Source organism: Duganella alba (assembly GCF_009674495.1).
Classification (GTDB): Bacteria; Pseudomonadota; Gammaproteobacteria; order Burkholderiales; family Burkholderiaceae_D; genus Rugamonas; species Rugamonas alba.
In genome coordinates, this window is sequence record NZ_WKJN01000007.1 from 229,129 (window position 1) to 255,021 (window position 25,893).

Annotated in this window: 23 protein-coding genes and 1 pseudogene; 4 read left to right on the top strand and 20 right to left on the bottom strand. The window is 63.9% G+C overall.

Annotated elements, in window-relative coordinates; translation table 11 throughout:
• Positions 1 to 2: 2 nt before the first annotated feature.
• Genes GJ695_RS09650 through GJ695_RS09670 form a run of 5 tightly spaced genes read right to left on the bottom strand, consistent with a single transcriptional unit; the run spans position 3 to position 6,611 of the window.
• Positions 3 to 626, bottom strand: a complete 624-nt coding sequence (locus tag GJ695_RS09650; RefSeq protein ID WP_166455094.1) for a DUF4159 domain-containing protein — start codon at positions 624 to 626, stop codon at positions 3 to 5.
• 8 nt (positions 627 to 634) lie between these two features.
• Positions 635 to 1,972 carry a TldD/PmbA family protein gene (locus GJ695_RS09655; protein ID WP_154364152.1) on the bottom strand — a complete coding sequence of 446 codons (1,338 nt, stop codon included), beginning with the start codon at positions 1,970 to 1,972 and terminating at the stop codon, positions 635 to 637.
• Between the two features lie 5 nt (positions 1,973 to 1,977).
• On the bottom strand, positions 1,978 to 3,615 hold the full coding sequence (locus tag GJ695_RS09660; protein ID WP_154364154.1) for a TldD/PmbA family protein: 1,638 nt from the start codon (positions 3,613 to 3,615) through the stop codon (positions 1,978 to 1,980).
• A gap of 2 nt (positions 3,616 to 3,617) precedes the next feature.
• The gene (locus GJ695_RS09665; RefSeq protein WP_154364156.1) at positions 3,618 to 4,955 is read right to left on the bottom strand and encodes a TldD/PmbA family protein; all 1,338 of its coding nucleotides are present in this window, start codon (positions 4,953 to 4,955) and stop codon (positions 3,618 to 3,620) included.
• A gap of 18 nt (positions 4,956 to 4,973) precedes the next feature.
• Complete coding sequence (locus GJ695_RS09670) at positions 4,974 to 6,611, bottom strand: TldD/PmbA family protein (protein WP_154364158.1); 1,638 nt, start codon at positions 6,609 to 6,611, stop codon at positions 4,974 to 4,976.
• A 312-nt stretch (positions 6,612 to 6,923) separates the two neighbouring features.
• Here GJ695_RS09670 and GJ695_RS09675 point away from each other — a divergent pair, with 312 nt between their 5' ends.
• On the top strand, positions 6,924 to 7,745 hold the full coding sequence (locus GJ695_RS09675; protein ID WP_154364160.1) for a class I SAM-dependent methyltransferase: 822 nt from the start codon (positions 6,924 to 6,926) through the stop codon (positions 7,743 to 7,745).
• Between the two features lie 72 nt (positions 7,746 to 7,817).
• Here GJ695_RS09675 and GJ695_RS09680 read toward each other — a convergent pair whose 3' ends face one another.
• The 13 genes from GJ695_RS09680 to GJ695_RS09740 form a co-directional block, all read right to left on the bottom strand.
• The gene (locus GJ695_RS09680; RefSeq protein ID WP_154364162.1) at positions 7,818 to 9,293 is read right to left on the bottom strand and encodes a methyl-accepting chemotaxis protein; all 1,476 of its coding nucleotides are present in this window, start codon (positions 9,291 to 9,293) and stop codon (positions 7,818 to 7,820) included.
• A gap of 93 nt (positions 9,294 to 9,386) precedes the next feature.
• On the bottom strand, positions 9,387 to 11,066 hold the full coding sequence (locus tag GJ695_RS09685) for a methyl-accepting chemotaxis protein (RefSeq protein ID WP_154364164.1): 1,680 nt from the start codon (positions 11,064 to 11,066) through the stop codon (positions 9,387 to 9,389).
• An 8-nt stretch (positions 11,067 to 11,074) separates the two neighbouring features.
• Positions 11,075 to 11,560 carry a chemotaxis protein CheW gene (locus tag GJ695_RS09690; protein ID WP_154364165.1) on the bottom strand — a complete coding sequence of 162 codons (486 nt, stop codon included), beginning with the start codon at positions 11,558 to 11,560 and terminating at the stop codon, positions 11,075 to 11,077.
• Between the two features lie 12 nt (positions 11,561 to 11,572).
• Positions 11,573 to 13,246 carry a methyl-accepting chemotaxis protein gene (locus tag GJ695_RS09695; protein WP_154364167.1) on the bottom strand — a complete coding sequence of 558 codons (1,674 nt, stop codon included), beginning with the start codon at positions 13,244 to 13,246 and terminating at the stop codon, positions 11,573 to 11,575.
• A gap of 30 nt (positions 13,247 to 13,276) precedes the next feature.
• Positions 13,277 to 14,542, bottom strand: a complete 1,266-nt coding sequence (locus GJ695_RS09700; RefSeq protein ID WP_154364169.1) for an EAL domain-containing response regulator — start codon at positions 14,540 to 14,542, stop codon at positions 13,277 to 13,279.
• A gap of 2 nt (positions 14,543 to 14,544) precedes the next feature.
• On the bottom strand, positions 14,545 to 15,624 hold the full coding sequence (locus GJ695_RS09705; protein WP_154364171.1) for a protein-glutamate methylesterase/protein-glutamine glutaminase: 1,080 nt from the start codon (positions 15,622 to 15,624) through the stop codon (positions 14,545 to 14,547).
• Positions 15,621 to 16,142 carry a chemotaxis protein CheD gene (locus tag GJ695_RS09710; protein ID WP_154364173.1) on the bottom strand — a complete coding sequence of 174 codons (522 nt, stop codon included), beginning with the start codon at positions 16,140 to 16,142 and terminating at the stop codon, positions 15,621 to 15,623. Before GJ695_RS09710 ends, GJ695_RS09705 begins: the two co-directional genes overlap by 4 nt.
• On the bottom strand, positions 16,139 to 16,948 hold the full coding sequence (locus GJ695_RS09715) for a CheR family methyltransferase (protein WP_154364175.1): 810 nt from the start codon (positions 16,946 to 16,948) through the stop codon (positions 16,139 to 16,141). Before GJ695_RS09715 ends, GJ695_RS09710 begins: the two co-directional genes overlap by 4 nt.
• Before the next feature lie 13 nt (positions 16,949 to 16,961).
• Positions 16,962 to 17,534: a chemotaxis protein CheW gene (locus tag GJ695_RS09720; protein WP_154364177.1), complete on the bottom strand. Its 573-nt coding sequence runs from the start codon at positions 17,532 to 17,534 to the stop codon at positions 16,962 to 16,964.
• A gap of 12 nt (positions 17,535 to 17,546) precedes the next feature.
• Positions 17,547 to 19,706, bottom strand: a complete 2,160-nt coding sequence (locus GJ695_RS09725; protein ID WP_154364180.1) for a chemotaxis protein CheA — start codon at positions 19,704 to 19,706, stop codon at positions 17,547 to 17,549.
• A gap of 9 nt (positions 19,707 to 19,715) precedes the next feature.
• Positions 19,716 to 20,012: an STAS domain-containing protein gene (locus GJ695_RS09730; RefSeq protein WP_154364182.1), complete on the bottom strand. Its 297-nt coding sequence runs from the start codon at positions 20,010 to 20,012 to the stop codon at positions 19,716 to 19,718.
• A gap of 29 nt (positions 20,013 to 20,041) precedes the next feature.
• Positions 20,042 to 20,410 (bottom strand): response regulator, encoded by a 369-nt coding sequence (locus GJ695_RS09735; protein WP_090192355.1) that lies wholly within the window; start codon positions 20,408 to 20,410, stop codon positions 20,042 to 20,044.
• A gap of 13 nt (positions 20,411 to 20,423) precedes the next feature.
• A complete protein-coding gene (locus tag GJ695_RS09740; protein ID WP_229260398.1) occupies positions 20,424 to 21,569 on the bottom strand; it encodes a methyl-accepting chemotaxis protein in 1,146 nt (381 codons plus the stop codon).
• A 378-nt stretch (positions 21,570 to 21,947) separates the two neighbouring features.
• On the opposite strand from GJ695_RS09740, the gene aqpZ reads away from it, so the two are divergent.
• On the top strand, positions 21,948 to 22,640 hold the full coding sequence (gene aqpZ / locus GJ695_RS09745; protein WP_154364186.1) for an aquaporin Z: 693 nt from the start codon (positions 21,948 to 21,950) through the stop codon (positions 22,638 to 22,640).
• A 5-nt stretch (positions 22,641 to 22,645) separates the two neighbouring features.
• Here aqpZ and GJ695_RS09750 read toward each other — a convergent pair whose 3' ends face one another.
• On the bottom strand, positions 22,646 to 24,250 hold the full coding sequence (locus GJ695_RS09750; protein WP_154364188.1) for a methyl-accepting chemotaxis protein: 1,605 nt from the start codon (positions 24,248 to 24,250) through the stop codon (positions 22,646 to 22,648).
• A gap of 238 nt (positions 24,251 to 24,488) precedes the next feature.
• Here GJ695_RS09750 and GJ695_RS09755 point away from each other — a divergent pair, with 238 nt between their 5' ends.
• Positions 24,489 to 25,109, top strand: a complete 621-nt coding sequence (locus GJ695_RS09755; protein WP_229260397.1) for a Crp/Fnr family transcriptional regulator — start codon at positions 24,489 to 24,491, stop codon at positions 25,107 to 25,109.
• A 30-nt stretch (positions 25,110 to 25,139) separates the two neighbouring features.
• Here GJ695_RS09755 and panD read toward each other — a convergent pair whose 3' ends face one another.
• Entirely contained in the window at positions 25,140 to 25,499 is a 360-nt protein-coding gene (gene panD / locus GJ695_RS09760; RefSeq protein ID WP_154364190.1) for an aspartate 1-decarboxylase, read from the bottom strand.
• 168 nt (positions 25,500 to 25,667) lie between these two features.
• Here panD and GJ695_RS09765 point away from each other — a divergent pair.
• Positions 25,668 to 25,893 (top strand): annotated as a pseudogene (locus GJ695_RS09765) (GGDEF domain-containing protein); the annotation flags it as partial.

A 25,893-nucleotide genomic window follows, 5' to 3' on the forward strand; every position in this document is an offset into this window, starting at 1 on the left:
AACTACGCTCCCAACGCATATTGAATGATGTTGACCGCAAAGCGGGTGTTGTCGATCGCGAGAAACCGCTTGTTGCGGAAGTCGTAATCCCACTCGCAGCCATAGTCCTTGTTGCTGTATAAAAGCCGCACGCGGCCGCCGATCTCGATCGCCTTCAGATAGTCGTGCACCAGATCGTCGCCCCAGCCGTTCAGCTCCACGGCGGTATTCGGCGGACCGTCCTCGAACTTGAAGAAGCTGGAATAGATCGCGTGGTTGTTGGGGATCTTGTGCAGCGCCTTGGGGCCGAAGATGCGGCCGATTTCAGCCTCGAACGATTTCGCGAACAGCCCGTCGATGTCGTGGTTGCAGTCGTCCACGAACAGAAAACCGCCGCCCTTGATGTAGCGCTCCAGATTCTTGCGCTCGGCGGCCGTGAACTGCACCAGCTTGTGTCCGGCGAAATAGCAGAACGGCGCTTCCAGCATCTTCGGGTCGGACAGCGCGACGATGCGCTCAACGGGATCGACCCGCAAGGTGGTGTACTCCACCAGCGAGTTGAGCACGTTGCTGGGCATGCGGACATCCACGTCCCAGTCGCCCGACTCGTAAGTCAGGCGCGTGAAATAGAAATCATACGAGGCCACTGCCGTCCTTACACCGCGTCCGACAGCGACGTGAAGTTAAAGTCGCGCACCTTCATCGCCGGAATCAGCATCTGGTAGCGCACTTCATCGCCGCCGATCACCACCGGCTTGCCCAGTTCATCGATATTGTTCAGCATCGACACCGGGCTTTCGTTGAAGCGGAAGTTCTTCACCGGATGCTTGATCTTGCCGTTCTCGATGTAGAAGGTGCCGTCGCGCGTCAAACCGGTCAACAGCAGCGACTGCGGATCGACCATGCGGATGTACCACGTGCGCGTGACCAGGATGCCCTTCTTGGTCGAGGCGATCAGCTCCTCGGTCGACTTGGTGCCGCCGGACATGATCATGTTGCCGTGGCGGCCCGTGGCGCGCTGGCCCTGCTTCTCGGCCCAGTAGCGCGTATAGTCCAGCGATGCGATCTTGCCGCCCTTGATCACGTCCGCACGCTCGCGCGCCAGCATGGCCGCGCCGTCCCACGGCAGCACCGGCACATCCGGATTCCACGGATCGGCCCAGATATTGACCTGTTCATCGAACAGCTTTTCGCCCAGGCGATTTCCGCCGCCCTTCTTCGACAGGAAGCTGCGGCCCTCATCGGCCTGGCGCGCATCGAAAGCACCAAACATGCGGCCGATGATTTCCGACGTCGCCGCCGGCTCCAGGATCACCGTGTAACGGCCCGGCTCCAGCGCCTTGGCGTCCACCGATTTGAGCGCCTTCTCGATGGCGATCTCCGACGCCTCGCGTGCATCGAACTTGCGCGCGTCGTTGGCGGAACGCGTCACCCAGCCGGAGCCCCGGCCATCCTCGGTGCGTGTAGTCACCGTGAAGCCAAGGTTGCTCAAGGTCTGGTAGCCGAACACGCCGTTCGAATTGGCCACTGTTTCAAAGCCGTTGGTATCGCTGAAGAAGCCCGCCGCCACCAGCCCCTGCTTGCGCGCCGAGTTGATGCTGAGCGCCGCCACTTCCGCGCGGTATTCGGGATCGATGGCGGCGGTGGCGTCGCTGAAGGTGGTGGACGGCTTGTAGTCCTGCTTCTTGATCGCCGGCTGGAATTCCGGATTGTCCGGCGCCAGCCGCGCCACGTCTTCCGCGCGACGCACCACGCGTTCCAGCGCCTTGTCGTCGAATTCATTGATCGACGCCGTGCCCTGCTTCTTGCCGAAGGCGACGCTCACGGTCAGCTGCGTATTCTCCGCCAGGCCGGCGGTCGATACGGCGTTGCGCGCATAGCGGATATTGCCGTTACGGCTGCCGCTGATCTGCACGCGGCATTCGTCGGCCTTGGACAGCGACATCACCTTGTCGCAAATGCGTTTTGCTTCTTCCTGATTCAGCATTTTCATCTGTCTTATCCTATCTTGCGAGCGGTGTTGATGACGTTGACGCCGTTGAAGCGCGTCGTCGGCGAACCGTGCGACACGGCGCTGACCTGGCTAGGCTGGCCTTTGCCGTCGAAGAACGAGCCGCCCATGCGCCAGTCGCGTTGATCGCACAGCGCGCTGCAGGCGTTCCAGAATTCCTGCGTATTCGACTGATAGGCCACGTCTTCCAGCTGCTGGCCGATCTTGCCGTTCTTGATTTCGAAGTACAGCTGGCCGCCAAACTGGAAGTTGTAGCGCTGCTGGTCGATCGAATACGAGCCGCGTCCCATGATGTAGATACCCTTCTTGACATCCTTGACCATCTCGTCCGGCGTCAGCTGCTTCTTGCCCGCTTCCAGCGACACGTTGGGCATGCGCTGGAACTGCACGCTGCTCCAGCTATCCGCGTAGGAGCAGCCCTGCGACTCCTTCTCGCCGATGATGGCCACCTGGTCGCGCGTGGCCTGATAGTTGACCAGGATGCCGTTACGGATCAGATCCCAACGCCTGGACGCCACGCCTTCATCGTCGTAGCCGACCAGGCCCAGCGATCCCGGCGAGGTCTTGTCGGCGACGATGTTGACCAGCTCCGAGCCATATTTGAAGTTCTTCGACTTCCACTTGTCCAGCGTGGCGAAGCTGGTGCCGGCGTAATTGGCCTCGTAGCCCAGCACGCGATCCAGCTCGGTGGCGTGACCGACCGATTCATGAATGGTCAGGAACAGGTGTTCCGGCGACAGCACCAGATCGTACTTGCCCGGATCGACCGATTTCGCGGTCAGCTTCTCGCGCGCCTGGCGGCCCGCCGCGCGCGCGTCTTCGATCAGGTCATAGGCGCCCTTGTACAGCGTGGTGACGCCGCCGGCGGCCTTGACGCGGTTCTCCGGTTTGCAGTCGAAGAACTCGAAGCCCATGCTGGCCGGCGACGACAGGCCGTCGCGCGTGCGGAACTTGCCGCTGGCCTTGTCGACCGCCGTGGCGGTGAACGGCGACCACAGACGATGGATGTCCTGGTCGATGTAGGAGCCGTCGGTGGAGGCGAAGTACTTCTGCTGGTTCACCTGGAACAGGTTGGCCGCCATGAAGCTGGCGCCGGCATCCAGGCCGGCCTTGTTCGCCGCCAGCAGCATGTCCGCCTTGTCCTTGATCGGCACCGCGCGCCAGTCCATCCTGAACGGCGTGGCCCACGCCACTTCACCCACGCCTTTGACCGGCGCCAGCACCACCGGCTCGGTTTGCAGCCGGGAGTTGGCCTTGGCGATGGCAACCGCCTGGCGCGCGGCGTCGGCCACCGAATCCAGCGTCATCACGTTGGTCGAGCAGAAGCCGTAAGCGCCGTTGGCGATGACGCGCACGCCAACGCCGGACGATTCCGTGTTGACGATATTTTCCACGTTCAGGTCACGCGTGGTGATGAACTGGTTCAGGTAGCGGCCGATGCGCACGTCGCAGTACGACGCGCCGGCCTTGGTGGCCGCGTTCATCGCGGCGTCGGCCAGCGACTTCTTGAACTGCACGGCGATGGGATTGAGCAGTTCTTCGGCGGCGATGGCGTTGCCGAAGACCGGCACCAGCAGGCTGCCGCCCGCAGCGGCGCCTATCTTCAGGAATGAACGGCGCTCCATGCTTACACCGCGTCCGACAGCGACGTGAAGTTGAAGTCGCGGACCTTCATCGCCGGAATCAGCAGCTGGAACTGCGACTCGTCGCCCGACAGGATTTCCGGCTTGCCGATTTCGTCGATATTGTTCAGCATCGACACCGGGCTTTCGTTGAAGCGGAAGTTCTTGATCGGATGCTTGATCTTGCCGTTCTCGATGTAGAAGGTGCCGTCGCGCGTCAGGCCGGTCAGCAGCAGCGATTGCGGATCGACCATGCGGATGTACCAGGTACGCGTGACCAGGATGCCCTTCTTGGTGTTGGCGATCAGCTCCTCGGTGGACTTGCTGGTGCCGGCCATGATGATATTGCCCGGCGTGCCGATGGCGCGCTTGCCCATCTTCCTGGCCCAGTACTGCGAGTAGTCCACGTTGGCGATCTTGCCGTTCTTGATGATGTCCTGGCGTTCGCGCGCCAGCATGCTGCCGTTATCCCACGGCAGCACGGCGACGTCCTTGTCCCACGGATCGGCCCACACATTGACCTGCTCATCAAACAGCTTCTCGCCCATGCGATTGCCGCCGCCTTTTTTCGACAGGAAGCTGCGGCCCTCGTCAGCCGAACGCGCATCGAAGGAATTGAACATATATGCCAGCACGTCGGAGGTGGCGGCCGGCTCCAGGATCACCGTGTAGCGGCCCGGCTCCAGCGCCTTGGCATCCACCGATTTCAACGCCTTCTCGATCGCCACGTCCGATGCGGCGCGCGCGTCGAACTTGCTGACGTCACCGACGCTGCGCTTGACCCAGCCGGAGCCGCGTCCATCTTCGGTGCGCACGGTCAGCGTGAAGTCCAGGCCGGTATCCTGCTGGTAGCCGAACACACCGTTGGAGTTGGCGATGGAGGTGAACTGCGTGGCATCGGTGAAAAATCCCGCCGCCACCAGCTTGTTCTTGCGCGAATTCTCGATGCTGTAGGCCGCCACCTGCGCGCGGAATTCAGGATCGATGTCGGCGGTCTTCTGGAAGAAGGTCTGCGAGGCCTTGTACTCCTGCTTCGACGGCGTCGGCATGAACTCCGGATTTTCCGGCGCCAGGCGCGCCAGGTCTTCCGCGCGGCGCACGGCTCTTTCCAGCGACTTGTCGTCGAATTCATTGATCGATGCCGTACCCTGCTTTTTGCCGAAAGCGACGGACACCACCATCTGCGTGTCTTCAATCAGGCCGGCGGTGGACACGGCGTTGCGTGCGTAGCGGATGTTGCCGCGACGGCTGCCGTTGATGGTCACTTCGCACTGGTCGGCCTTGGTCAGCGCCAGCACCTTGTCGCTGATACGCTTGGTCTCTTCTTGACTCAGGAATTTCATCTTGTCTCTCTCCAGGACTTAGCCGATTTTGCGGGCGGTGTTGATCACGTTGATGCCGTTGAAGCGCGTGGTCGACGCGCCGTGCGACACGATGGACACTTGCGGCGGCTGGCCTTTGCCGTCGAAGAAGGAACCGCCCATGCGCCAATCGCGCTCGTCGCAGATACCCACGCAGGCGTTCCAGAACTCCTGGGTATTCGACTGGTAAGCCACGTCCTCCAGCTGCTGGCCGATCTTGCCGTTCTTGATTTCGTAGAACAGCTGGCCGCCGAACTGGAAGTTGTAGCGCTGCTGGTCGATCGAGAACGAGCCGTCGCCAACGATGTAGATGCCCTTCTTGACGTCCTTGATCATTTCGTCCGGCGTCATCTTCTTGGCGCCGGCCTTCAGCGAGACGTTCGGCATGCGCTGGAACTGCACGTTGGCCCAGTTGTCCGCATACGAGCAGCCGTGCGATTCCTTCTCGCCGATGATGTGGGCCTGGTCGCGCGTGGCCTGGTAGTTGACCAGGATGCCGTCCTTGATGATGTCCCAGTTCTTGCACTTGACGCCTTCGTCGTCGTAGCCGACCGCGCCCAGCGAACCTGGCGTGGTTTTGTCGGCGACGATGTTGACCAGGTCCGAGCCGTACTTGAATTTCTTCGACTGCCATTTGTCCAGCGTGGCGAAACTGGTGCCGGCGTAGTTGGCCTCGTAGCCCAGCACACGATCCAGCTCGGTCGGGTGGCCCACCGATTCGTGGATGGTCAGCCACAGGTGTTCCGGCGACAGCACCAGGTCGTACTTGCCCGGCTCGACCGACTTGGCTTTCAACTTGGCCTTGGCCTGCTTGCCGGCCAGGCGCGCGTCTTCAATGATGTCATAGGACTTGGTGTACAGCGTGGTCACGTTGCCGGCCGCCTGCAGCTTGTGCTCGGGGCGCGCATCGAGATACTCGTAGCCCATGCCGACCGGCGCCGACAGGCCCTGGCGCGAACGGAACTTGTTCTCTTTCTTGTCGACGGCGGTGGCGAAGAACGGCACCCACAGGCGGTGCACGTCCTGGTCGATGTAGGAACCGTCGGTGGAGGCGAAGTACTTCTGCTGGTTCACCTGGAACAGCAAGGACTGCATGAAGCTGGCGCCGGCATCCATGCCGGCTTTGTTCGCGGCGATCAGCAGCTCGGCCTTGTCCTTGATGGCGACCGTGCGCCAGTCCTTGACGAAGGGCGTGGCCCACGACACTTCGCCCACGCCCTTGACCGGCGCCAGGATCAGCGGTTCGGTTTGCAGCTTGGCGTTGGCCTTGGCGATGGCGACCGCCTGGCGCGCGGCGGCCGCCACGCCGTCCGGCGTCATGTCGTTGGTGGCGGCGAAACCGTAGGCGCCGCCGGCGATCACGCGCACGCCGACGCCGGCCGATTCAGTGTTGGTGACGTTTTCCACGTTCAGGTCACGGGTGGTGATGAACTGGTTCAGGTAGCGGCCCACGCGCACGTCGCAGTAGGAAGCGCCGGCCTGGGTGGCGGCCGTCATCGCGGTGTCGGCCAGGGCCTTTTTGAATTTCACATCCACAGGCGCCAGCAACTCCTCCGCCGCGATGGCGCGACCGAAGGCGGGCAGCAGCATCGTACCCAGAGCCAGACTGCTGATATTGAGGAAAGCACGTCGTTCCATAGTATCTCCAACATTGTTGTGGGCCAGCCGCCCATTTGGCAGAATATCCGTCGCCTGTTCTGTGAATTTGCCAATATTAGCGGCGGATTACGTAGCGAATAGGCAAAATGTATGCCATCGACAAGTCTTCTGCAAGTGATTGATTCGGGTGTCCGGAGTGTCCGAAACGGTGTCCGCGAAGTGTCCGCTGACTGTCCGCGCACCCGGCCGGTGCGGGGATGGCATTTCGCTTGACCTGTTTGCGTGCTTGGCCGATGATCGCGCAGGGCGAGCGGAAGCGTCGCCTAATTTCCACACTTGAGGAGACTGTGCATGAAACCATTTGTATTGGCGGTCCTGGCCCCTTTGGCCACAGCGATGCTGTTCGGCGCCACCAGCGCCGCGCACGCCGACGACGCGCTGAAGGCGGCAATCGCCGCGCCAACGCGCACGCCGGACAACGTCAAACGCGACGTCTACCGCCATCCGTATGAAACGCTGGCCTTCTTCGGCATCAAGCCGAACATGACGGTGGTGGAACTGGCGCCGGGCGGCGGCTGGTACACCGAGATCCTGGCGCCCTATCTGCGCGACCACGGCAAGCTGATCACCGGCGGCAATGACATCGCTTCGCCGAACGAGGGTGAACGCAAGGGCGCGGAGCGCTTCCTGGCGCGTTTGAACGCCAAGCCGGAGGTGTACAACAAGGTCGCCATCGGCGTGTTTTCGCCGGGCCGCAAATACGAGATGGCGCCGGCCAACAGCGTAGACATGGTGCTTACCTTCCGCAATATCCATAACTGGATCGAGCTGGGTCCGGACAAGATGAAGGACTTGTTCGGCAGTTTGTACACCGTGCTGAAGCCGGGCGGCGTGCTGGGTGTGGAGGAACATCGCCTGCCGGCGTCGAAGACGCAGGATGCGACTGCCAGCAGCGGTTATATGCATGAGCAGTATGTAATCAAGCTGGCGGAGGCGGCGGGGTTCAAGCTGGCGGGCAAGTCGGAGGTGAATGCCAACCCGAAGGATACGGCCGACCACAAGAACGGCGTGTGGGCGCTGCCGCCGACTTATACCAACAAGGATGAGGATCGGGCGAAGTATCAGGCGATTGGCGAGAGCGATCGCATGACGCTCAAATTCGTGAAGCCGTAACCCGCACTACGTGAGAGGGGTCAGACCCCGCATGGGGTCTGACCCCGCGACGGACCGCCGTGCGGGTTTATATCAGAAGCGCGTAAATTTGGTTTCGTCGGGGGCGCTGTCGGACGCCAACCCGATGTTGCGCGCGGGGCGGGTTGCGGTGGCGGGTTTCATGACCGTTGGCCGCCGCGCAACCACGCGCGGCCCATCGTCCACCGCATACTGCTTGAACACCGCCATCAAGCGCCGCAGCTGCTCCGCCTGCGCGCTCATTTCCTCCGACGTCGCCGCCAGCTCTTCCGAACTGGCCGCATTCACCTGCGTGGTCTCGCTCAACTGAATCACCGCGCCGTTAATCTGCCGCACACCGGAACTCTGCTCTTCCGACGCCGCCGTAATCTCCTGCACCAGCTCCGACGTCTTGCGGATATTCGGCGCCAGCTCGTCGAACATCGCGCCGGCCTGCTCCGCCAGTTTGACGCTGTCGGCCGCCACTTCGCCGATCTCCTGCGCCGCGACCTGGCTGCGCTCGGCCAGCTTGCGCACCTCGGCCGCCACCACCGCGAAGCCCTTGCCATGTTCGCCCGCGCGCGCCGCTTCAATCGCCGCGTTCAGCGCCAGCAAGTTGGTCTGGTACGCGATATCATCAATGATGCCGATCTTGCCGGCGATCTGCTTCATGGCCGACGCCGTGGCCTTCACCACCTCGCCGCCGCGCGCCGCTTCCACCGCCGCCTGGGTGGCGATGCCGTCGGTGATCTTGGCGTTCTCCGTGTTCTGCGCAATCGAGGCCGTCATCTGCTCGATCGAGGCGCTGGTCTCCTCCACCCCCGCCGCCTGCTCGCTGGCCGCCTGCGACAGCGACTGCGCGGTGGCGCTGACTTCCTGCGCCGCGCCGGACAGGCTGGCCACCACCATCTGCACATCGCGCACAATGCCCGACAGGCTGCGGCCCAGCCACACCGCCAGCACACAGCCGAGAATCGCGATCACCACATCCACCGCCAGGATCATCTGCTTGGCGGAGTTGGTCACGTCGGTCATCGCCGCCGATTCGCCCTTGGTTTCGGAGTCGTTCACCTTCAACAGCTTGCGGAAGGCGGTGGCGATAGCTTCGTCGGCGCCCTTGATGTCCTTGTCCATTTCCAGCGCTGTCATGCCCTTCTCGTGCATGGCTTCCAGTTGCACCATGCTGCTGTCATAGCTCTTGACGCCGGCCTGCACTTCACCCAGCAGTACCTGCTCTTCCGGCGTCAGCGAGCCGGCAGCGCGATAAGCCGCCATCTCTTTTTCTATGACAGCCAGGTCGGCGCGGAACTGCGTATTATTGTCGCCGCCACGCAGGATATAGTTCTTGAAGTGACGCACCGCATGGCCATGCGCCGTCACGCCCTCCAGCACGGCGTTCTTGCGCGCCAGCGTAATGTTCTCAAAATCGTCCCAGTGATCGTGCAGGGACGTCAGCTTGCTGAAGGCGATCACGCCCATCAGCACCACCAACAGCACAACAAGGCCAAACCCGGCATGCAGCCGGGTCTCCATTTTCATCTGATTGAACATGGGTGAATACTCCTTGGAGAGACGAATCACAATTCATTGTGAACCAATATTTCTCTCCAATTCTCACCAAAAATAACGGTGCGGCCTTCCGCCTCAGAACTTCACGAAGTTTGTCTCATCAGGGTCGCTCATTTCCGGCATGCGACGGCTGGAGACCGCGCCGCCGAGCCGCGCGGGCTTGTGTGGCTTGCGTGTCACTACCATCGGCCGCACCGCGCGCGCCACGCCGGCCAGCTTGAAGAAGGACATGGCCTGTTGCAGCTGCTCCGCCTGCGCGCTCATTTCCTCCGCCGTCGCCGCCAGCTGCTCGGAGCTGGAGGCGTTCTGCTGCGTGGTCTGGCTGAGTTGCGTGACGGCGGAGTTGATCTGGCCCACGCCGGCCGACTGCTCCTCCGACGCCGCCGTGATCTCCTGCACCAGGTTCGAGGTGCGGCGGATGTTCGGCACCATCTCGTCCAGCAGGCGGCCGGCCTTGTCGGCCAGCTCCACGCTGCTGGCCGCGACCTGCTCGATCTCCTGCGCCGCCACCTGACTGCGTTCCGCCAGCTTGCGCACCTCGGCCGCCACCACGGCGAAGCCCTTGCCATGTTCGCCCGCGCGTGCCGCCTCGATGGCCGCATTCAGCGCCAGCAGGTTGGTCTGGTAGGCGATATCGTCGATGATGCTGATCTTCTTGGCGATCTGCTGCATCGCCGCCACGGTGGACTTGACCGCCTCGCCGCCTTCCGCCGCTTCCAGCGCCGCCTTGCTGGCGATGCCGTCCGTGACCTTGGCGTTCTCGGTGTTCTGTGAAATCGACGCCGTCATCTGCTCCACCGAGGCGCTGGTTTCCTCCGTGCCCGCCGCCTGTTCGCTGGCCGCCTGCGACAATGCCTGGGCCGTCGCGCTGACCTCTTCCGATGCCGAAGCCAGCGACTCGGCGCCGTTGTTCACTTCCTGCACCACATCGGACAGTTTGTCGATCATGCCCTTCATCGCCGCCAGCAGGCTGCTGGTGTCGCCGGGCTTGAGCTGCACTTCGGCGCTCAGGTCACCGTCGGCCACGCGACGCACAATGTCGGCCGCGTAGCCTGGATCGCCGCCCAGCTGATTCATGATGCCGCGCAGGATCAGCAGTCCCAATGCCACCAGCAGCGCCAGGGCGATGGCGGATGCGGTGTACATGCTGGAGGTGGCGGAAGCCGATGCGGCGTCGGCTTCCTTCACGGCATCGTCGCCATACTTGACGTTCAGCTCCACCAGCTTGTCCAGATTCGTTTCCAGATCGTGGAAGGCATTGCGGTTGTCGGCCAGGTTGGCGTGCAGCGCGACGAACAGCTCCTTGCGCTTGCCCGGCTCCGCGCCCTGGATCTGCGTCAGCAGGCCGCCGAATTCGGCGTCCTTCTGCTTCCACGTGTCCCAGGCCTTGGTGAAGGTCTTCCACACCGTCGCTTCTTCCGGCGCCTGCGGCAGCGCGTCGTAGACTTTCCATGCCTGTTCGATCTGCGTGAAGATCTCCGCACGGCGCTTGATCTGTTGCGCGATCTCCTCGATGTTTTCGGGATAGGCGGCGCCGGCGTCGGCCGCTCGGTTGGCGGAACGAATGCCGGTCTTGCCTTCGTTGATGGTCATCAGCGCCTGCACGGAAGGCATGCGGTTCTTGCCGATTTCGGCCAGCATCTCGCTTTCCTTTTTCAGCCCCTGGAAAGCGATCACCACCACCAGCAGCAACGCCAGCACTGCAACAGCAATCAGCGCCAGGATCTTGGTCCTGACTGTAATATTCACGAACATGAAGCCTCCTAGGGGATTTGCGCTACGAAGTCCTGCAAGTGCAAGGTCGATACCACGTGCTGCACATTCAGCAGCAGCACGAAGCGGCCGCTCACCTTGCCGATGCCATGCAACAGCTCCGCCTTCACCGCGCCGAAGCGCGGCGCCGGCTCGATCTCGGTGGCGGGAATATCCATCACCGCATTCACGGCGTCGACCAGGATGCCGATCACGAACGGGCCGTCCTCGCCGTCCACCTCCACCACAATGATGCAGGTGCGTTTGCTGATCGGAGAAGGCTGCCGGTCCAGCCGTCGCGCCAGGTCCAGCACCGGCACCGCCGTGCCGCGCAGGTTGATCACGCCGCAGATGGAAGGCGGCATTTGCGGCACCGGCGTCACGCCGGCGTATTCCAGAATCTCGCGCACCGCCAATATGCCCATCGCGAACATATCCTGCCCCAGCATGAAACTGAGGTATTGCGCCGGCGTGCCGGCAACGGCCAAGGTATTCATTTCCCGCCTCGCTCAGAATTTGACGAAGTGCGATTCGTCCGGTTCACTCATTTCGCTCATGCGACGCATGGCCGCCACGCCGCCTGGCGAACGCACCGGCTTGCGCGTCATCACCGGCGTGCGCACCGCGCGCGAGCCGCCGGCCAATTTGAAGAAGGCCATGGTGTGCTGCAGTTGCTCCGCCTGGCCGCTCATTTCTTCCGCCGTCGCCGCCAGCTCCTCGGAGCTGGACGCGTTCTGCTGCGTGGTCTGGCTCAGTTGCGTGACGGCGGAGTTGATCTGGCCTACACCGGCCGACTGCTCTTCCGACGCCGCCGTAATCTCCTGCACCAGGTTCGAGGTGCGGCGGATGTTCGGCACCATCTCGTCCAGCAGACGCCCAGCCTTGTCGGCCAGCTCCACGCTGCTGGCCGCGACCTGCTCGATTTCCTGCGCCGCCACCTGGCTGCGTTCCGCCAGCTTGCGCACCTCGGCCGCCACCACGGCGAAGCCCTTGCCATGCTCACCCGCACGCGCGGCCTCGATCGCCGCATTCAGCGCCAGCAGATTGGTTTGATACGCGATGTCGTCGATGATGCTGATCTTCTTGGCGATCTGCTGCATCGCCGCCACGGTGGATTTGACCGCCTCGCCGCCCTCCGCCGCCTCCACCGCCGCCTTGCTGGCAATGCTGTCGGTGACCTTGGCGTTCTCGGTGTTCTGCGATATCGACGCCGTCATCTGTTCCACCGAGGCGCTGGTTTCCTCCGTGCCCGCCGCCTGCTCGCTGGCCGCCTGCGACAGCGACTGCGCGGTGGCGCTGACTTCTTCCGATGCCGAAGCCAATGCCTCGGCGCCGTTGTTCACCTCCTGCACCACGTTCGACAGCTTGTCGATCATGCCCTTCATCGCCGCCAGCAGGCTGCTGGTGTCGCCGGGCTTGAGCTGCACGTCCGCCGTCAAGTCGCCATCCGCCACCTGGCGCACGATGTCAGCCGCGTAGCCTGGATCGCCGCCCAGCTGCTTCATGATCCCGGTCAGGATGAACAGCCCGATCGCCACCAGCAAAACCAGCGCGATGCCGGACGACAGGTACATGGTCTTGAGCGCAGCGGCTGATGCGCTCTCCGCGTTCTTGACGTCGCTGTCGCCATAGCCGGCGTTCAGCGCCACCAGCTTGTTGATGCTTTCCTCGGCGTCGCGGAAGGCGGTACGGTTGTCCTTGAGCGTGTTGTGCAGCGTGGTGAACAGCTCCTTGCGCTTCGCCGCGTCGGCGCGCACGATCTGTCCCGCCAGGTCGTTGATGACGGTATCGCGCTGCTTCCATGCGTTCCATTGCGTGACGAAGGTCTTCCACAACGTCGCCTCCTCCGGCTCCTGCGGCAAGGCGTCGTAGATTTTCCAGGCCTTGTCGATATTGGTCCAGATCTCCTGCTTGCGCTGGATCTCGTGCGGAATGTTGTCCATCTCGTCGGCATACTGGGAAGTGGAATCGATCGAACGGCTGGCCGAGCGCAACGCCGTCTGTCCTTCGCTGATCGCCTGCAACGCCTGCACCGACGGCATGCGGTTACGGCCTATCTGCGCCAGCATCTCGCCCTGCGTCTTCAGGCCGGTGAAGGCGACGCCCACTATCGTCACTAACGCCAATACCGCCACTGCCAGCAAAATCAGAATCTTGGTCCGCACCTGTAACGTTGACAGCATGACGATCTCCCCAGCATTGGTTGTAGTTATTTATTCCGATCCCGCCAGCGCGCGCAAGCGCCGCCGGTCCTGCCGCATCCAGCCCACCAGCTCTTCGGCCGGCATGGGCTTGGCCAGCAGATAACCTTGCGCCATGTCGCAACCGAGGTCGCGCAACAGCTTCCAGTCCTCCACCGTTTCCACACCTTCCGCCACCGTCGCCACGCCCAGGCTCTGCCCCAGATCGAGCGCGCTTTTCAGCACGGTCAGGCGGTTCGGCCATTGCGCGGCGCCGTTGACGAAGGCGCGGTCTATCTTCAGCTCCGTGAACGGGCAGCGGGCGAACTGCTGCATCGACGAATAACCGATGCCAAAATCGTCCATCGCCAGGCCGAAGCCCATCAGCCGCAGGCGGCCCATATTGGTCAGCGCCTGCGACAACTGGCGCATCACGCTGGTCTCCGTGACTTCCCACACCAGCGACGCCGGCGCCACGCCGGAACCGGTCACCAGCGCCGTCAGGCGATCGATGAAGCCGCGTTCGGCCAGGTTGTCGGCGGACAGGTTGATCGACACCGTCAGTGGCGGCAGGCCGGCCTGCTGCCAGTGCAGGATGTGCTCCAGCACCTGCTGCACCAGCACCAGCGTGAACTCGGCCATCAGCGGCTGGCCTTCCAGCGTGTCGATGAAGTGCGCCGGCGACAGCAGGCCGCGTTGCGGATGCTGCCAGCGCGCCAACGCCTCCACGCCTTTCAACTGGCCGTTCTGCATGGCGACCTTGGGCTGGAAGTACGGCAGGAATTCCTTGCGCGCCAGCGCCTGCACCAGCTCTTCCAGCGAGGCCTGGGCCGGCAATGGCGATGCGGCCGGCGCACAGCCGGCGTCGCGGTTGCCAGCCTTGCACAACAACTGCGTCAGCGATTCCAGCTGCACCGGCTTGAGCAAAGTTCCCAGCAGGCCGATGGAGGCGTCCTCGCACGCCATGTTCTCGATGATCTCCAGCAGGCGCGGATCGCGGGCGCTGACCACGATCAGGTTGTCCGCCAGGTTGCGGTCGCGTAGCTGGCAGGTCAGCTCGATGCCATCCATGCCGGGCATTTCCAGATCGGTCAGCACCAGGAAGATGCGGTCGTGTTGTTCGCGCTCCAGCAGCTGCAAGGCTTCATTGCCGTCGGCCGCTTCGAAGATTTCTCCGAACGCCAGTTGCCGCAGCAGGCCGACCAGATAGCCTCGCTGCACCGCGCTGTCCTCCACCACCAGCACACGGCGGCCCTCCCATGGCTGGGCGGTGGTATCGCTGGGCGTGGGCGTATGCATGATCAGTGCTGCAGCTGTTGCAGGATTTCGCGATAGATCGCGTTCAACGGCACCGACTTTTCCACGCCGCCTCGCTTGACCGCCTCTTTCGGCATGCCGTACACCACGCAGCTGGCTTCATCCTGTGCCACGGTGCGTGCGCCGGCCTTCAGCATCTCCAGCAGCCCGGCCGCGCCGTCGTCGCCCATGCCGGTCATGATGACGCCCAGCGCGTTGGCGCCGGCCGCGCGCGCGGCGGAACGGAACAGCACATCCACCGACGGCCGATGACGGTTGACCAGCGGCCCGTCCACCACCTCGACGAAATACTGTGCGCCGGTGCGACGCAGCAGCATGTGCTTGCCGCCGGGCGCGATCAGCACCTGCCCTTGCAGCACGCGGTCGTTGTTTTCCGCTTCCTTGACGCGCACCGCGCACACACTGTCCAGCCGCGCCGCGAAGGCCGCCGTGAACTTCTCCGGCATGTGTTGCACCACGACGATGCCGGGCGAGACGCGCGGCAGCGCCGTCAGCACTTCCTCCAGCGCCTGCGTGCCGCCGGTGGAAGTGCCGATGGCCACCACGCGTTCGGTGGTGGCGGTCATCGGCCGCGCGTCGGTGGGCGGCAGGATGGCGTCGGCATTCAGTTTGACCGTCACCGGTGGCGGCGGCATCGCCGCGCGCGCGGCCAGTTTGCCGACGTGCGCGCCGGCGGCCGAGCGCACGGCGGACACCAGTTCATCCGCGCTGTCATGCAGGAACTGCTTCAGGTCCAGGCGCGGCTTGGTGATGATGGCGACCGCGCCGGCGGTCAACGCCTCCACCGAAGTCTGCGCGCCCTTCTCGGTCAATGTCGAGCAGATCACCACCGGCGTCGGGTGCTCGGTCATCAGCTTGCGCAGGAAGGTGATGCCGTCCATCTTGGGCATCTCCACGTCGAGCACGATCACGTCCGGCCATTGCACCTTCATGCGCTCCATCGCCAGCAGCGGATTGGCCACCGCATGGGTGACGGTGATGCCCGGTGCCGCGTTCAGCAGCCCGCTCAGCACCTGCCGCACCACGGCCGAATCGTCGACGATCATGACCTTTATTCCACTCATGCCTGGGTCCTTGCTCCTGCATTGCTCCATCCCGGCTCCGGCGGAACCTGGCGACTCAGCACCTCGCCGTTACGGATGGTGAAGATAAGTTGACGGTGTCCTTCGCCGAACAGGCTCTCGGACACCACGTGTATGCCGTGCTGCTGCAACATGCTGCGCGCATAGTCGCCGTTCTGCATGCCGATGTCGCGCACTTTGTCGCTGCGCGGGAACATGGCGCCGCCGCCGAAGATCTTGCCCTGGCACTGCACCAGCGGCACGCCATGCTGCGCCATGCCTTCCACCAGCAGCTGCATGGCGTCAGCGCCGTACATGCCCGGCTTGTCGGACGGGCGGTCGCTCTTGCGCCGGCCATGCCCCGGCAGCAGAAAATGCGACATGGCGCCGATGCGCAGCGCCGGATGCCACAGCGTGACCGACACGCAGGAACCCAGCAAGGTGCGCACGCGATACCGCCCATCGCCGACGAAGTAATCGCCCGGCATCAGGAAGATATCAATCAGCTTGGCGTCTGTCATGGCTTGCGATAAATCGAAGGCGCGACCGCGGTCAGCGTGTCGTTGATGTCGTTCAGCGTTTCCGAATGGCCGATCAGGAAGTAGCCGCCGGGCCGCAGTTGCGCCAGCAGGCGCGCCACCACCTGGCGCTTGGTTTCGAGGCTGAAGTAGATCATCACATTGCGCAGGAAGATCACATCGAAGGTGCCGACCTTGGGCAGCGGCGCGTTCAGGTTCAGGTGCTGGAACTGCACGCGCTGGCGCAGCGAACGTTCGATCAGCATGGTGCCCGCCTCGCTGCCCTGGCCCTTGAGGCAGAAGCGCTTCAGGTAGGCCGGCGGCATCTGCGTGGCGCGCTCCATCGGGTAGTGGCCGCTGCGGGCGCGTTGCAGCACGCGGGTGCTGATGTCGGTGCCCAGCACCTCCCACGGCGCGTCGTCTCCCATCACGTCGGCCAGCACCATGGCGATGCTGTACGGTTCCTCGCCGCTGGAACTGGCGGCGCTCCATACGCGCAACGCGCGGTTCTTGTCATGCGCCTCCTGCGCCAGGTCGCGCAGCAGCGCGAAGTGCTTCGGTTCGCGGAAGAAGTAGGTCTCGTTGGTGGTCAGCAAGTCCACCGCCACCTGCAATTCGGCCGGCTGCGCGCGACTCTCCAGCAGGCGCAGATAGTCGCCATAGCTGGCGAGCTGGTAATGCGCCAGCCGCTTGGCCAGCCGGCCGCTGACCAGCGCCTGCTTGCCGTCGGCCATGGTGATGCCGGCCGCGTCGAAGATGAAGCGCTGGAACTGCAAGAACTCGCGCTCGGTGATGGTCGCCACGCTCATGGGACACCGCCTGTCAGGCGACAGCGGCGGCGGTGCCGCGCGCCATCTCGACGATCTCCTCGCTCGACAGCACGCGCTCGATGTCCAGCAGGATCACGAAGCGGCCGCGATTTTTGTCCGTGAGCTTGCCCATGCCGGCGATGAAGTCCGGCCGGATGCGCGTGCCGAACGATGGCGCCGGCTCGATGTCGCTGGCGGCGATTTCCACCACCGCGTTGACCGCGTCCACCAGCATGCCCAGCACCTGCTTGCCCTCGCCATCCTCGCCGCCCGTCTCGACGATGACGATGCAGCTGCGCTTGCCGATGACGCTCTGCGCGCGGCCAAAGCGCGCCGACAGATCCATCACCGGCACCACGGCGCCGCGCAGGTTGATCACGCCGCGCACGCAGTCCGGCATCATCGGCACGGTGGCCAGGCTGCCGTATTCGATGATCTCCTTGATGTGCAGGATGCCGACCGCGAACTGGTCCTCGCCCAGCATGAAGGTGAGGAACTGGCTGGGCAGCGCGGCGCCGCTTTGCAGCGCGACGATGGCGTTGCTGCCGTAGGTGACCACGTTGGAAGTGTCGATTGCGGCGCTCATCTCATTCTCCTCCTATGCGGCCAGCGCCGCCACGGCGCCCTTGCCGGCCACGGTGTGCATCAGCGCCGACACGTCCAGGATCAGCGCCACTTCGCCGCTGCCCAGGATGGTGGAGCCGCTGATGCATTTCACTTCGCTGAACATGGGGCTGAGCGGCTTGATCACGGTCTGGAATTCACCCAGCAGCGTATCGACCACCAGCCCGGCACGGTGGTTGCCGAACTTGAGCACCACGATGCTCTCGCGCCGCGTGGCGGCGCCGTCGATGCGGAACAGCTGGCGCAGGCGCACCAGCGGCAGCACCTGGCCGCGCAGGTCGGTGTAGTCCTGTCCCGGCTCGGTGGCGTATTCGATGCACTCCTCGATCATGTCCAGCGGGATGACGAACACCGACGATCCCACCTGCACCAGGAAGCCGTCGATGATGGCCAGCGTCAGCGGCAGGCGCACGGTGACCGTGGTGCCCTGGCCTTCGCGGCTGCCGACATCCACGCTGCCGCGCAGCGCCTGGATATTCCGCTTGACCACGTCCATGCCGACGCCGCGCCCGGACAGGTTGGTGATCTTCTCCGCCGTCGAGAAGCCGGCTTCGAAAATCAGGTTGTAGATTTCGCTGTCGGTCAGCTTGCGCTCCGGGTCCACCAGTCCGCGCTCGATGGCCTTGGCCAGGATTTTCTCCTTGCGCAGGCCGCCGCCGTCGTCGCTCACTTCGATGACGATGCTGCCCGATTCGTGGAAGGCGTTCAGCTTGATCATGCCCTTGGCCGGCTTGCCGGCCGCCACGCGCACGTCGGCCGGCTCGATGCCATGGTCCATGGCGTTGCGCACCAGGTGCATCAGCGGATCGCCGATTTTTTCCACCACCGTCTTGTCCAGCTCCGAATCCTCGCCGTCGACAATCAGGCCGATGTCCTTGCCCAGTTCCCGCGTCACGTCGTGCACCACGCGCTGGAAGCGGTTGAAGGTGGCGCCGATCTTCACCATGCGCAGTTCCAGCGCGGCGTCGCGCACGTCCTCCACCAGGCCGGTCAGCGTCGAGGTACATTCCAGCAGGTCGGTATTGTGGATCTGCTGGCCGATCATGCTGGCGCGCGCGCCGGCGATAATCAGTTCGCCCACCAGGTCGATCAGCCGATCCAGCTTGTCGGAGTCGACGCGGATCGAGCGGCTTTCCTGCGCCTTCTGCTCGGTGACCTGCTTCTGCTTGGCCAGCGCCGCCTCCACCACCACCGGCGGCACATTGCCGGCGCCGACCAGGATGCTGCCCAGTTGCTGCGGCGCGTCCTCCTGCTTGCCGGACTGCTGCTGCAACGCGCCTTCCAGTTCGTGCGCGGTGACGCTGCCGCAGCGGACCAGGATCTCGCCCAGGCGCGCGGCGCGCTCCGGCAGGGCGCGGATCAGGTTGACGTATTCCGACACCTTGCTGTTGGGCGGGATGATGCGGATCTCGCAGTCGTCCTGCACGAATTCGAACACGCCGGCGATGGCCTCGCGGTCGGCCGTGCTGTCGAAGGCGATTTCAAAACCGAGGTAGCACAGCTCCGCATCCATTTCATCGGCGGCCGGCAGCGCATCGGGAATGGTGGCGATGCCGACGATGCGTCCCAGCTTGCCCAGGTAGCGCAGGAAGGCGATCGGGTCCATGCCGTTCTGCAGCACGCCGCGCCCGAAGCGCAACGAGATATGCCAGTAGTCGCTGTCACCGCGCTCCTGGTCGATGCGCTCCACGCCCGGTTCCGCGTGCACCGCCAGGCCGGAAGCGATGGACGGCGCGGCCTCGCCGTCCATGTGGCGGCGCAGCTGCTGTTGCAGCATCTCGCCTTCCGGCGCGGTGTCGGGGTCCTGGTCGTGGCGGCCGGCGGCCAGCGCGTCGATCATACCGGACAGGTAGTCGCAGCAGGACAGCAGCAGCACCACCATTTCGTCGTTGAGCGTCACGCTGCCGTCGCGCACCTTGTCCAGCAGGCTTTCCACCACGTGGGTGAAGGCGACGATGTGGTCAAGGCTGAACAGGCCCGCCGATCCCTTGATGGTATGGGCGGCGCGGAAGATGGCGTTGATCGCCTCCCCCTGGTCGCCGGCCAGGTCGACATTCAGCAGCGCGTTTTCCATCTCCTCCAGCAGTTCGCGGCTTTCGGCGATAAATGTCTGTAGCGCGTCATCCAGGTTCATGGCTTCCCCTCAAGCGTGTATCAGCACGGCGTCGCCGAAGAAGGCGACCAGGTCCAGCATCTCGAAGATTTCAACTACGGCGGGGCTGTGCTGCAGCAGGCGCAGCTCGCGCTGGTCGGCGGCGGCGGCCTGCTTGGCCAGCATCAGCACCTGCAGGCCGGCGGTATCGAGCTCGGTCACGCCGGACAGGTCGATCTCCAGCACGCGCGTCTTGCGCAGCGCTTCCAGCACACTGACTTTCAGATCGGCGGCGCGGTAGATCGTCATTTCGCCGTCCAGGGAAATCCGGGTAACGTCGTCCGCCATCGCAGCCTCCGCTCAAATAGCACAATCGATCATGGCAGCACCAGCTTGGCCACGGCGCCCAGCAGCACCTCGGGCTTGAAGGGCTTGACCACCCAGGCCTTGGCGCCGGCCGCCTTGCCCTCTTCCTTCTTGCTCTCCTGCGACTCGGTGGTCAGCATGATCACCGGCGTGAATTTATAGTTGGGCAGCTGCTTGAACTGCTTGACGAAGGTGATGCCGTCCATGTTAGGCATGTTCACGTCGCACACCACCAGGTGGATTTTCTGCCCGGTGCATTTGGACAGCGCATCAACGCCGTCCCGTCCCTCGATCACATCGTATCCCGCGCCTTTCAGCGCAATCCCCACTACCTGACGCAGCGAGGCCGAATCATCGACCACCATGATGGTTTTTCCCATATCTCATCTACCCTCAGAAAAAAGTGATTTCATCGGCTTCGGAAGCGGCCGGCGCGGCCAGGCGCGCGCCGCTGTGCACCGCGTGTTCCTCGGCCATGGCGTAGGTCTTCTGCAGCTCGTGCAGCAGACGGTCCGGATCGGGCGCTTCCAGCACGCCGCTGGATTCATACTGCGCCCGGTTCTCGCGCAGCAGCGCCGGCAGGCTTTCCATGTTCTCGCGCACGTGCGACATCACCTGGCTGACGCGGTCCTGGAACTGCAGCTGCACCAGCGCCTGGCCCACCTCGCCCTGGATGCCGATGCTCTCCTGCTTGAGCAGGTCGGACGATTGCACCAGCGCGTCGGTGATCTGACGGAACTCGGCCAGCACGGAATCGATCATGCCTTCGGCCGACTGCATCGACTTGTCTTCCGATTCGCTCGACTGTTCGGCCGCCTGGCTGGCGGCGAGGATGGCGCTGCTGATCAGGCCCACGCGGTTGGTGATCTCCTTGCCGGTTTCGGCCGAGCGCATCGACAGCATGCGCACCTCCTGCGCCACCACCGCGAAGCCGGCGCCGGCGGGACCGGCGCGCGCCGCTTCGATGGCGGCGTTCAGCGCCAGCAGATTGGTTTGGGCGGCGATGCTGGCCACGCCTTCGGCCATGCCGCGCAGCTCGCGCGTAAAGCGTTCCAGATCCTTGATCTGCGCCAGCATGGCCTGCTTGGACGCCATCGCCGATTTCATCGACGTCACCACCGAGCCGAGTTGCGTTTCGCTGTGCGCGAACACCTCGGTCATCGAGCTGCCGTTCTGGTTGTTGGCGCTGGAGACGTGCACCGCGTTGTCGAGTTTATCGACGATGCTGGAGAAGCGCGACGCCAGGTCGGACACCGCCTCCTCCATCTGCGTGCGCGAGTTTTCGATATGCCGGCACCATACGGGCAGCACGGCGTCGCCGAAGCGTTCGCGCCCGGCGAGATAATGGTCGATCATGGAGTTGTCGCCGGTGGCGTTGGTGGCGCCGAATCCGCTATCGCGCGTGAGCCACGCGGCGGCGGCCAGCAGGAGCGCGGCCCAGATCAAGGTGTACCAGCCCCAGGCGCTCCAGCCCGCGGCGATGGTGCCCAAGGCGCCGGCGATCGCCAGCCCGAAGGGCGCGAGAATTTTGCTGTTCAACCCGGTATCGTTCTTCACTGGACGCCACCCCGCTGTCATCTCGGAGTCCGCTGTCCCAGCATGCCCCGGTAGTCCAACTGTATCCCAGAAACCCAGCCCACGCCACAGTGCGACAGGCGAATCCATTGTAGCTGGAGTTTCGCGCGGCAGCGGCGCAAATCGCCTGCGGCGCGCAATTATGCAAGCGACGGCGCGCCCGCCGCACGCCCCGGGAAGCCTTGCACGCAAAGGGCTCCTTTAATCGCAACAGCATCCATCTTGCTAGTCGCTTGTTGCGCAGCTGCATCATATGCGCCTGCGGCGGGGGCTCGACTTTTTGCGCGCTTGCTAGTACATTGGCAAGCTTGTAAATTACTCAACATCATTTTGGAGTCGGACATGAAGCAGTATGGAGCGGAATTCTTTGGTACTTTCTGGCTGGTGCTTGGCGGCTGCGGCAGCGCCGTGCTGGCGGCGGCGTTTCCCGGCGTCGGCATCGGCCTGCTCGGCGTGGCGCTGGCCTTCGGCCTGACGGTGCTGACCATGGCCTACGCCATCGGCCACATCTCCGGTTGCCACCTGAACCCGGCGGTGTCGATCGGCCTGTGGGCCGGCGGCCGCTTCCCGGCCAGGCAGCTGCTGCCGTACATCGTGGCGCAGGTATTGGGCGGCATCGTCGCCGGTGGCGTGCTGTATGTGATCGCCAGCGGCAAGGCCGGTTTTGATGTCAGCGCCGGCTTCGCCGCCAACGGCTATGGCGCGCACTCGCCGGGCGGCTACGCGCTGACCGCCGCGCTGGTGTCGGAAGTGGTGATGACCATGATGTTCCTGCTGGTGATCCTGGGCGCCACCGACGCCCGCGCGCCGAAGGGCTTCGCGCCGCTGCCGATCGGTTTCGCGCTGACGCTGATCCACCTGATCTCGATCCCGGTCACCAACACCTCGGTCAACCCGGCGCGCAGCACCGCTGTCGCGCTGTACGTCGGCGACTGGGCGGTGAGCCAGCTGTGGCTGTTCTGGGCGGCGCCGGTCGCCGGCGCCCTGCTGGGCGCGGCGGTCTACCGCGTCATCGGCAAGGCCGATCCAGCCTGACGGAATTACGCCAGCAGCTTCGCGCCCGACAGGCCGACACGGCGCGGCGCCGCCGCATCGTCCAGCTTGAAGATGCTGACGGCTGCGGCCAGTTGCGCGGCCTGTTCCTGCATCGAGCCGGCCGCCGCCGCGGCCTGCTCCACCAGCGCGGCGTTCTGCTGCGTCACATGGTCCATCTGCGAGATGGCCATGTTGATCTGTTCAATGCCGTGGGTCTGCTCAACGCTGGCGTTGCTGATCTCCGCCATGATGGCGGTCACGCGCTGGATGCTGCGCACCACTTCCTCCATGGTGTTGCCGGCCTGGCCGACCAGCCGCGTGCCGGTTTCCACCTTGCCCACCGAATCATCGATCAGCGCCTTGATCTCCTTGGCGGCGCTGGCCGAACGCTGCGCCAGGTTGCGCACCTCGGACGCCACCACGGCAAAGCCGCGTCCCTGCTCGCCGGCGCGCGCCGCTTCCACCGCCGCGTTCAGGGCCAGGATATTGGTCTGGAAGGCGATGCCGTCGATGACGCCGATGATGTCGACAATCTTCTTCGACGACTGGTCGATCGACGCCATGGTCTGCACCACGTCCGACACTTCGGCGCCGCCGCGCTGCGCCACTTCGGCGGCGCTGGCCGCCAGCTGGTTGGCCTGGCGCGCGTTCTCGGCATTCTGCTTGACGGTGCTGGTCAGCTCCTCCATCGACGACGCGGTTTCCTCCAGCGAGCTGGCCTGCTCCTCGGTGCGCGAGGACAGGTCCAGGTTGCCGGCGGCGATTTCCGACGAGGCGGTGGAGATGGTGTCCGTACCGTTGCGCACCTCGCTGACAATGCCCACCAGGCTGTGCGACATGCGGTTCAGGGCGTGCAGCAGCTTGCCCGGTTCGTCCTTGCTGTAATCGGTGTGGGCCCGGCCGCTGCGGTCGACCAGGTCGCCCTCGGCCACGTTCTCGGCCAGCGCCACCGCCTCGTTGATCGGACGTGTGATGCCGGTGGTCAGCCACCAGGCGAAGGCCACGCCGAACGCCACCACCAGCACCGCCAGCAGCACCAGCAGGTTGCGGCTCTGCGCGGCCACCTCGTCGATGCGGGCGGCGGCGGCGTCGATCTCCTTGCGCTGGTGATCGAGGATTTTCTGCAACATGCCTTCATAGGTCTTGGCCGCCGGCAGGTAAACCTGCTCCAGCAGGCGCGTGGCCTCGGCGGCGTCGCCGGCGCTCTTGGCCTTCATCACGTTGTCGCGCGAGCTGACGTAGAGCTTGCGCATCTCCACCAGCTCGTCCATCAGCTTGCGGTCGCTGTCGTTGGTCAGCGCCTCGATCTGCTTGACCAGGCTGGAGGCGAAGCTGACGCCTTCCTTGGCCTCGTCGGCAAAGAAGGTGGCCAGCGACGGGTCGGCGCTCTTGGCGATGGCGGTGGTGCGGCGGATGCCGGCAAACACGGTGCGATACCAGTCGGAAATCAGGCGCTCCTTGGCCAGCGGCGTTTCCATCATGGCGCGCGTGGCGGAGGCGACGCCTTGCAGGCGGTAGATGCCGAGACCGGTATTGAGGATGAGAACGGCGAGAATGATGGCAAAGCCCAGGGCCAGACGCCGGCCGATGCTGAGGTCGTGAATTTTCATGCGAAGTCTCCGGTGCGGATTATTTTCTTATAGTAACGCTAAAGGCATGAATAAAAGCAACTTCTTCAACTGAGTGAAGTTTGGAATAAATTTTAATTTTCATTCTAATCTGCAACAAATATTGTGTCGCAGACTGTGAAAACGTTTACACTTTGAAGTTCCTTTTGTACGGCCGTTTACATAGCTGGATTTCAAATGCAACATTGTGGACGACCACCGCCACTCCTAAGAAACTGAGATGAGCAACGCATTCCAAGAACACCGCGCGAAATACCGCGAAGTCGTCTCCCGCCGCTATGGCGTGACTCCCGAACTCTACGATGAAGCATCGCGCCTGCTGGCGCCGCTGGCGGTGCCCTTCAGCATGCGCAAGGGCGAATACCTGCAACGCATCGGCACTCCCGCGCAGTATATTCACTGGCTGCACAGCGGCGTGACGCGCACCGGTTTCATTACCGACGCCGGCAACGAGGTCACGCTGCACTTCCAGAGCGACGGTGAACCGGTCGGCGCGCACGATGATCTGTTGCGTTCGTGCGACGCTGTGCCGGCGCTGAACTTCGTGGTGGCCGAGACCGCCGTCCACGGCTACCGGCTGGATTGGTCGGAAGTCAGCGCGCTGTACAAGCGCAACAACGACCTGCGCGACTACTACCTGGGCGCCGCCCAGCGCAGCATCATCGACCAGAGCCGCCGGCTGTACCTCAACGCCTCGCCGGCGCAGGGCCGCCTGATCGCCTTCCGCCGCGAATATCCGGGACTGGAGCAGCGCATCTCGCAGAAGGTGGTGGCGTCGTTCCTCGGCATCACGCCGCAGTACATGTCGCAGCTGCTGCGGCAGGACGGCAGCAAGGCATAAAAAAAAAGCGCTCCGGGGAGCGCTTTTTACTTACTGCTTGATGCTTTTGATTTTGTTGTTTTCATCGACAAACACCAGCTTCGGCACGTGGGTCTCGATTTCCTGGTCGGTCATCGGGCCGTAGGTGCAGATGATCAGCAGGTCGCCCAGCTGCGCCTTGCGGGCGGCGGCGCCGTTCAGCGAAATCTCGCCGCTGCCGCGCTTGCCGGGAATGGCGTAGGTGGCGAAGCGCTCGCCGTTGTTCACGTTATACAGTTCGATCTGCTCGTTGACTTTGATATCGGCGGCTTCCAGCAGGTCCACGTCGATACCGCAGGAACCTTCGTAGTTCAGGTCGGCCTGGGTCACCGTCACGCGGTGCAGCTTGGAGCGCAGCATAATACGTTGCATAGAATTCTTTCCCTCGATAGTAATCGTTCAAACTTGGCATCGTGTCCAGGCAGAGGCAGCGACGCGAGGGCGGCATTGTACCATTTGCCGCCTGCCGCCGCCGCATTCCCCCCGCTCGCCGCGGCTTTGTGGCATATTGTTTCCGTGTAAACATATTCAACTATTTTCATGAAGCTGACCCGTCTGCTAACGCTGTCCACCGCCGTCCTGGCGCTGCTGGTGTGCGGCATGCTGGGGCACATCGCGCACGACGCCTGGCGCCGCTACGACGCCACCAGCACCGGCCTGCAGGCGCTGCGCCTGACGCAGGCGGCCATGGTGGCGGCGGAAAAGCTGTCGTTCGAACGGGGGCCGGTCAACGCCGTGCTCGGCGACGGCGCGCCGGCCGATCCGG

Bases quoted from the DNA above. Each gene is read 5' to 3' on its own strand.
- GJ695_RS09655 (WP_154364152.1), bottom strand. From the start codon at position 1,972: ATGAAAATGCTGAATCAGGAAGAAGCAAAACGCATTTGCGACAAGGTG.
- GJ695_RS09660 (WP_154364154.1), bottom strand. From the start codon at position 3,615: ATGGAGCGCCGTTCATTCCTGAAGATAGGCGCCGCTGCGGGCGGCAGC.
- GJ695_RS09665 (WP_154364156.1), bottom strand. From the start codon at position 4,955: ATGAAATTCCTGAGTCAAGAAGAGACCAAGCGTATCAGCGACAAGGTG.
- GJ695_RS09670 (WP_154364158.1), bottom strand. From the start codon at position 6,611: ATGGAACGACGTGCTTTCCTCAATATCAGCAGTCTGGCTCTGGGTACG.
- GJ695_RS09675 (WP_154364160.1), top strand. From the start codon at position 6,924: ATGAAACCATTTGTATTGGCGGTCCTGGCCCCTTTGGCCACAGCGATG.
- GJ695_RS09680 (WP_154364162.1), bottom strand. From the start codon at position 9,293: ATGTTCAATCAGATGAAAATGGAGACCCGGCTGCATGCCGGGTTTGGC.
- GJ695_RS09685 (WP_154364164.1), bottom strand. From the start codon at position 11,066: ATGTTCGTGAATATTACAGTCAGGACCAAGATCCTGGCGCTGATTGCT.
- GJ695_RS09690 (WP_154364165.1), bottom strand. From the start codon at position 11,560: ATGAATACCTTGGCCGTTGCCGGCACGCCGGCGCAATACCTCAGTTTC.
- GJ695_RS09695 (WP_154364167.1), bottom strand. From the start codon at position 13,246: ATGCTGTCAACGTTACAGGTGCGGACCAAGATTCTGATTTTGCTGGCA.
- GJ695_RS09700 (WP_154364169.1), bottom strand. From the start codon at position 14,542: ATGCATACGCCCACGCCCAGCGATACCACCGCCCAGCCATGGGAGGGC.
- GJ695_RS09705 (WP_154364171.1), bottom strand. From the start codon at position 15,624: ATGAGTGGAATAAAGGTCATGATCGTCGACGATTCGGCCGTGGTGCGG.
- GJ695_RS09710 (WP_154364173.1), bottom strand. From the start codon at position 16,142: ATGACAGACGCCAAGCTGATTGATATCTTCCTGATGCCGGGCGATTAC.
- GJ695_RS09715 (WP_154364175.1), bottom strand. From the start codon at position 16,948: ATGAGCGTGGCGACCATCACCGAGCGCGAGTTCTTGCAGTTCCAGCGC.
- GJ695_RS09720 (WP_154364177.1), bottom strand. From the start codon at position 17,534: ATGAGCGCCGCAATCGACACTTCCAACGTGGTCACCTACGGCAGCAAC.
- GJ695_RS09725 (WP_154364180.1), bottom strand. From the start codon at position 19,706: ATGAACCTGGATGACGCGCTACAGACATTTATCGCCGAAAGCCGCGAA.
- GJ695_RS09730 (WP_154364182.1), bottom strand. From the start codon at position 20,012: ATGGCGGACGACGTTACCCGGATTTCCCTGGACGGCGAAATGACGATC.
- GJ695_RS09735 (WP_090192355.1), bottom strand. From the start codon at position 20,410: ATGGGAAAAACCATCATGGTGGTCGATGATTCGGCCTCGCTGCGTCAG.
- aqpZ (WP_154364186.1), top strand. From the start codon at position 21,948: ATGAAGCAGTATGGAGCGGAATTCTTTGGTACTTTCTGGCTGGTGCTT.
- GJ695_RS09750 (WP_154364188.1), bottom strand. From the start codon at position 24,250: ATGAAAATTCACGACCTCAGCATCGGCCGGCGTCTGGCCCTGGGCTTT.
- GJ695_RS09755 (WP_229260397.1), top strand. From the start codon at position 24,489: ATGAGCAACGCATTCCAAGAACACCGCGCGAAATACCGCGAAGTCGTC.
- panD (WP_154364190.1), bottom strand. From the start codon at position 25,499: ATGCAACGTATTATGCTGCGCTCCAAGCTGCACCGCGTGACGGTGACC.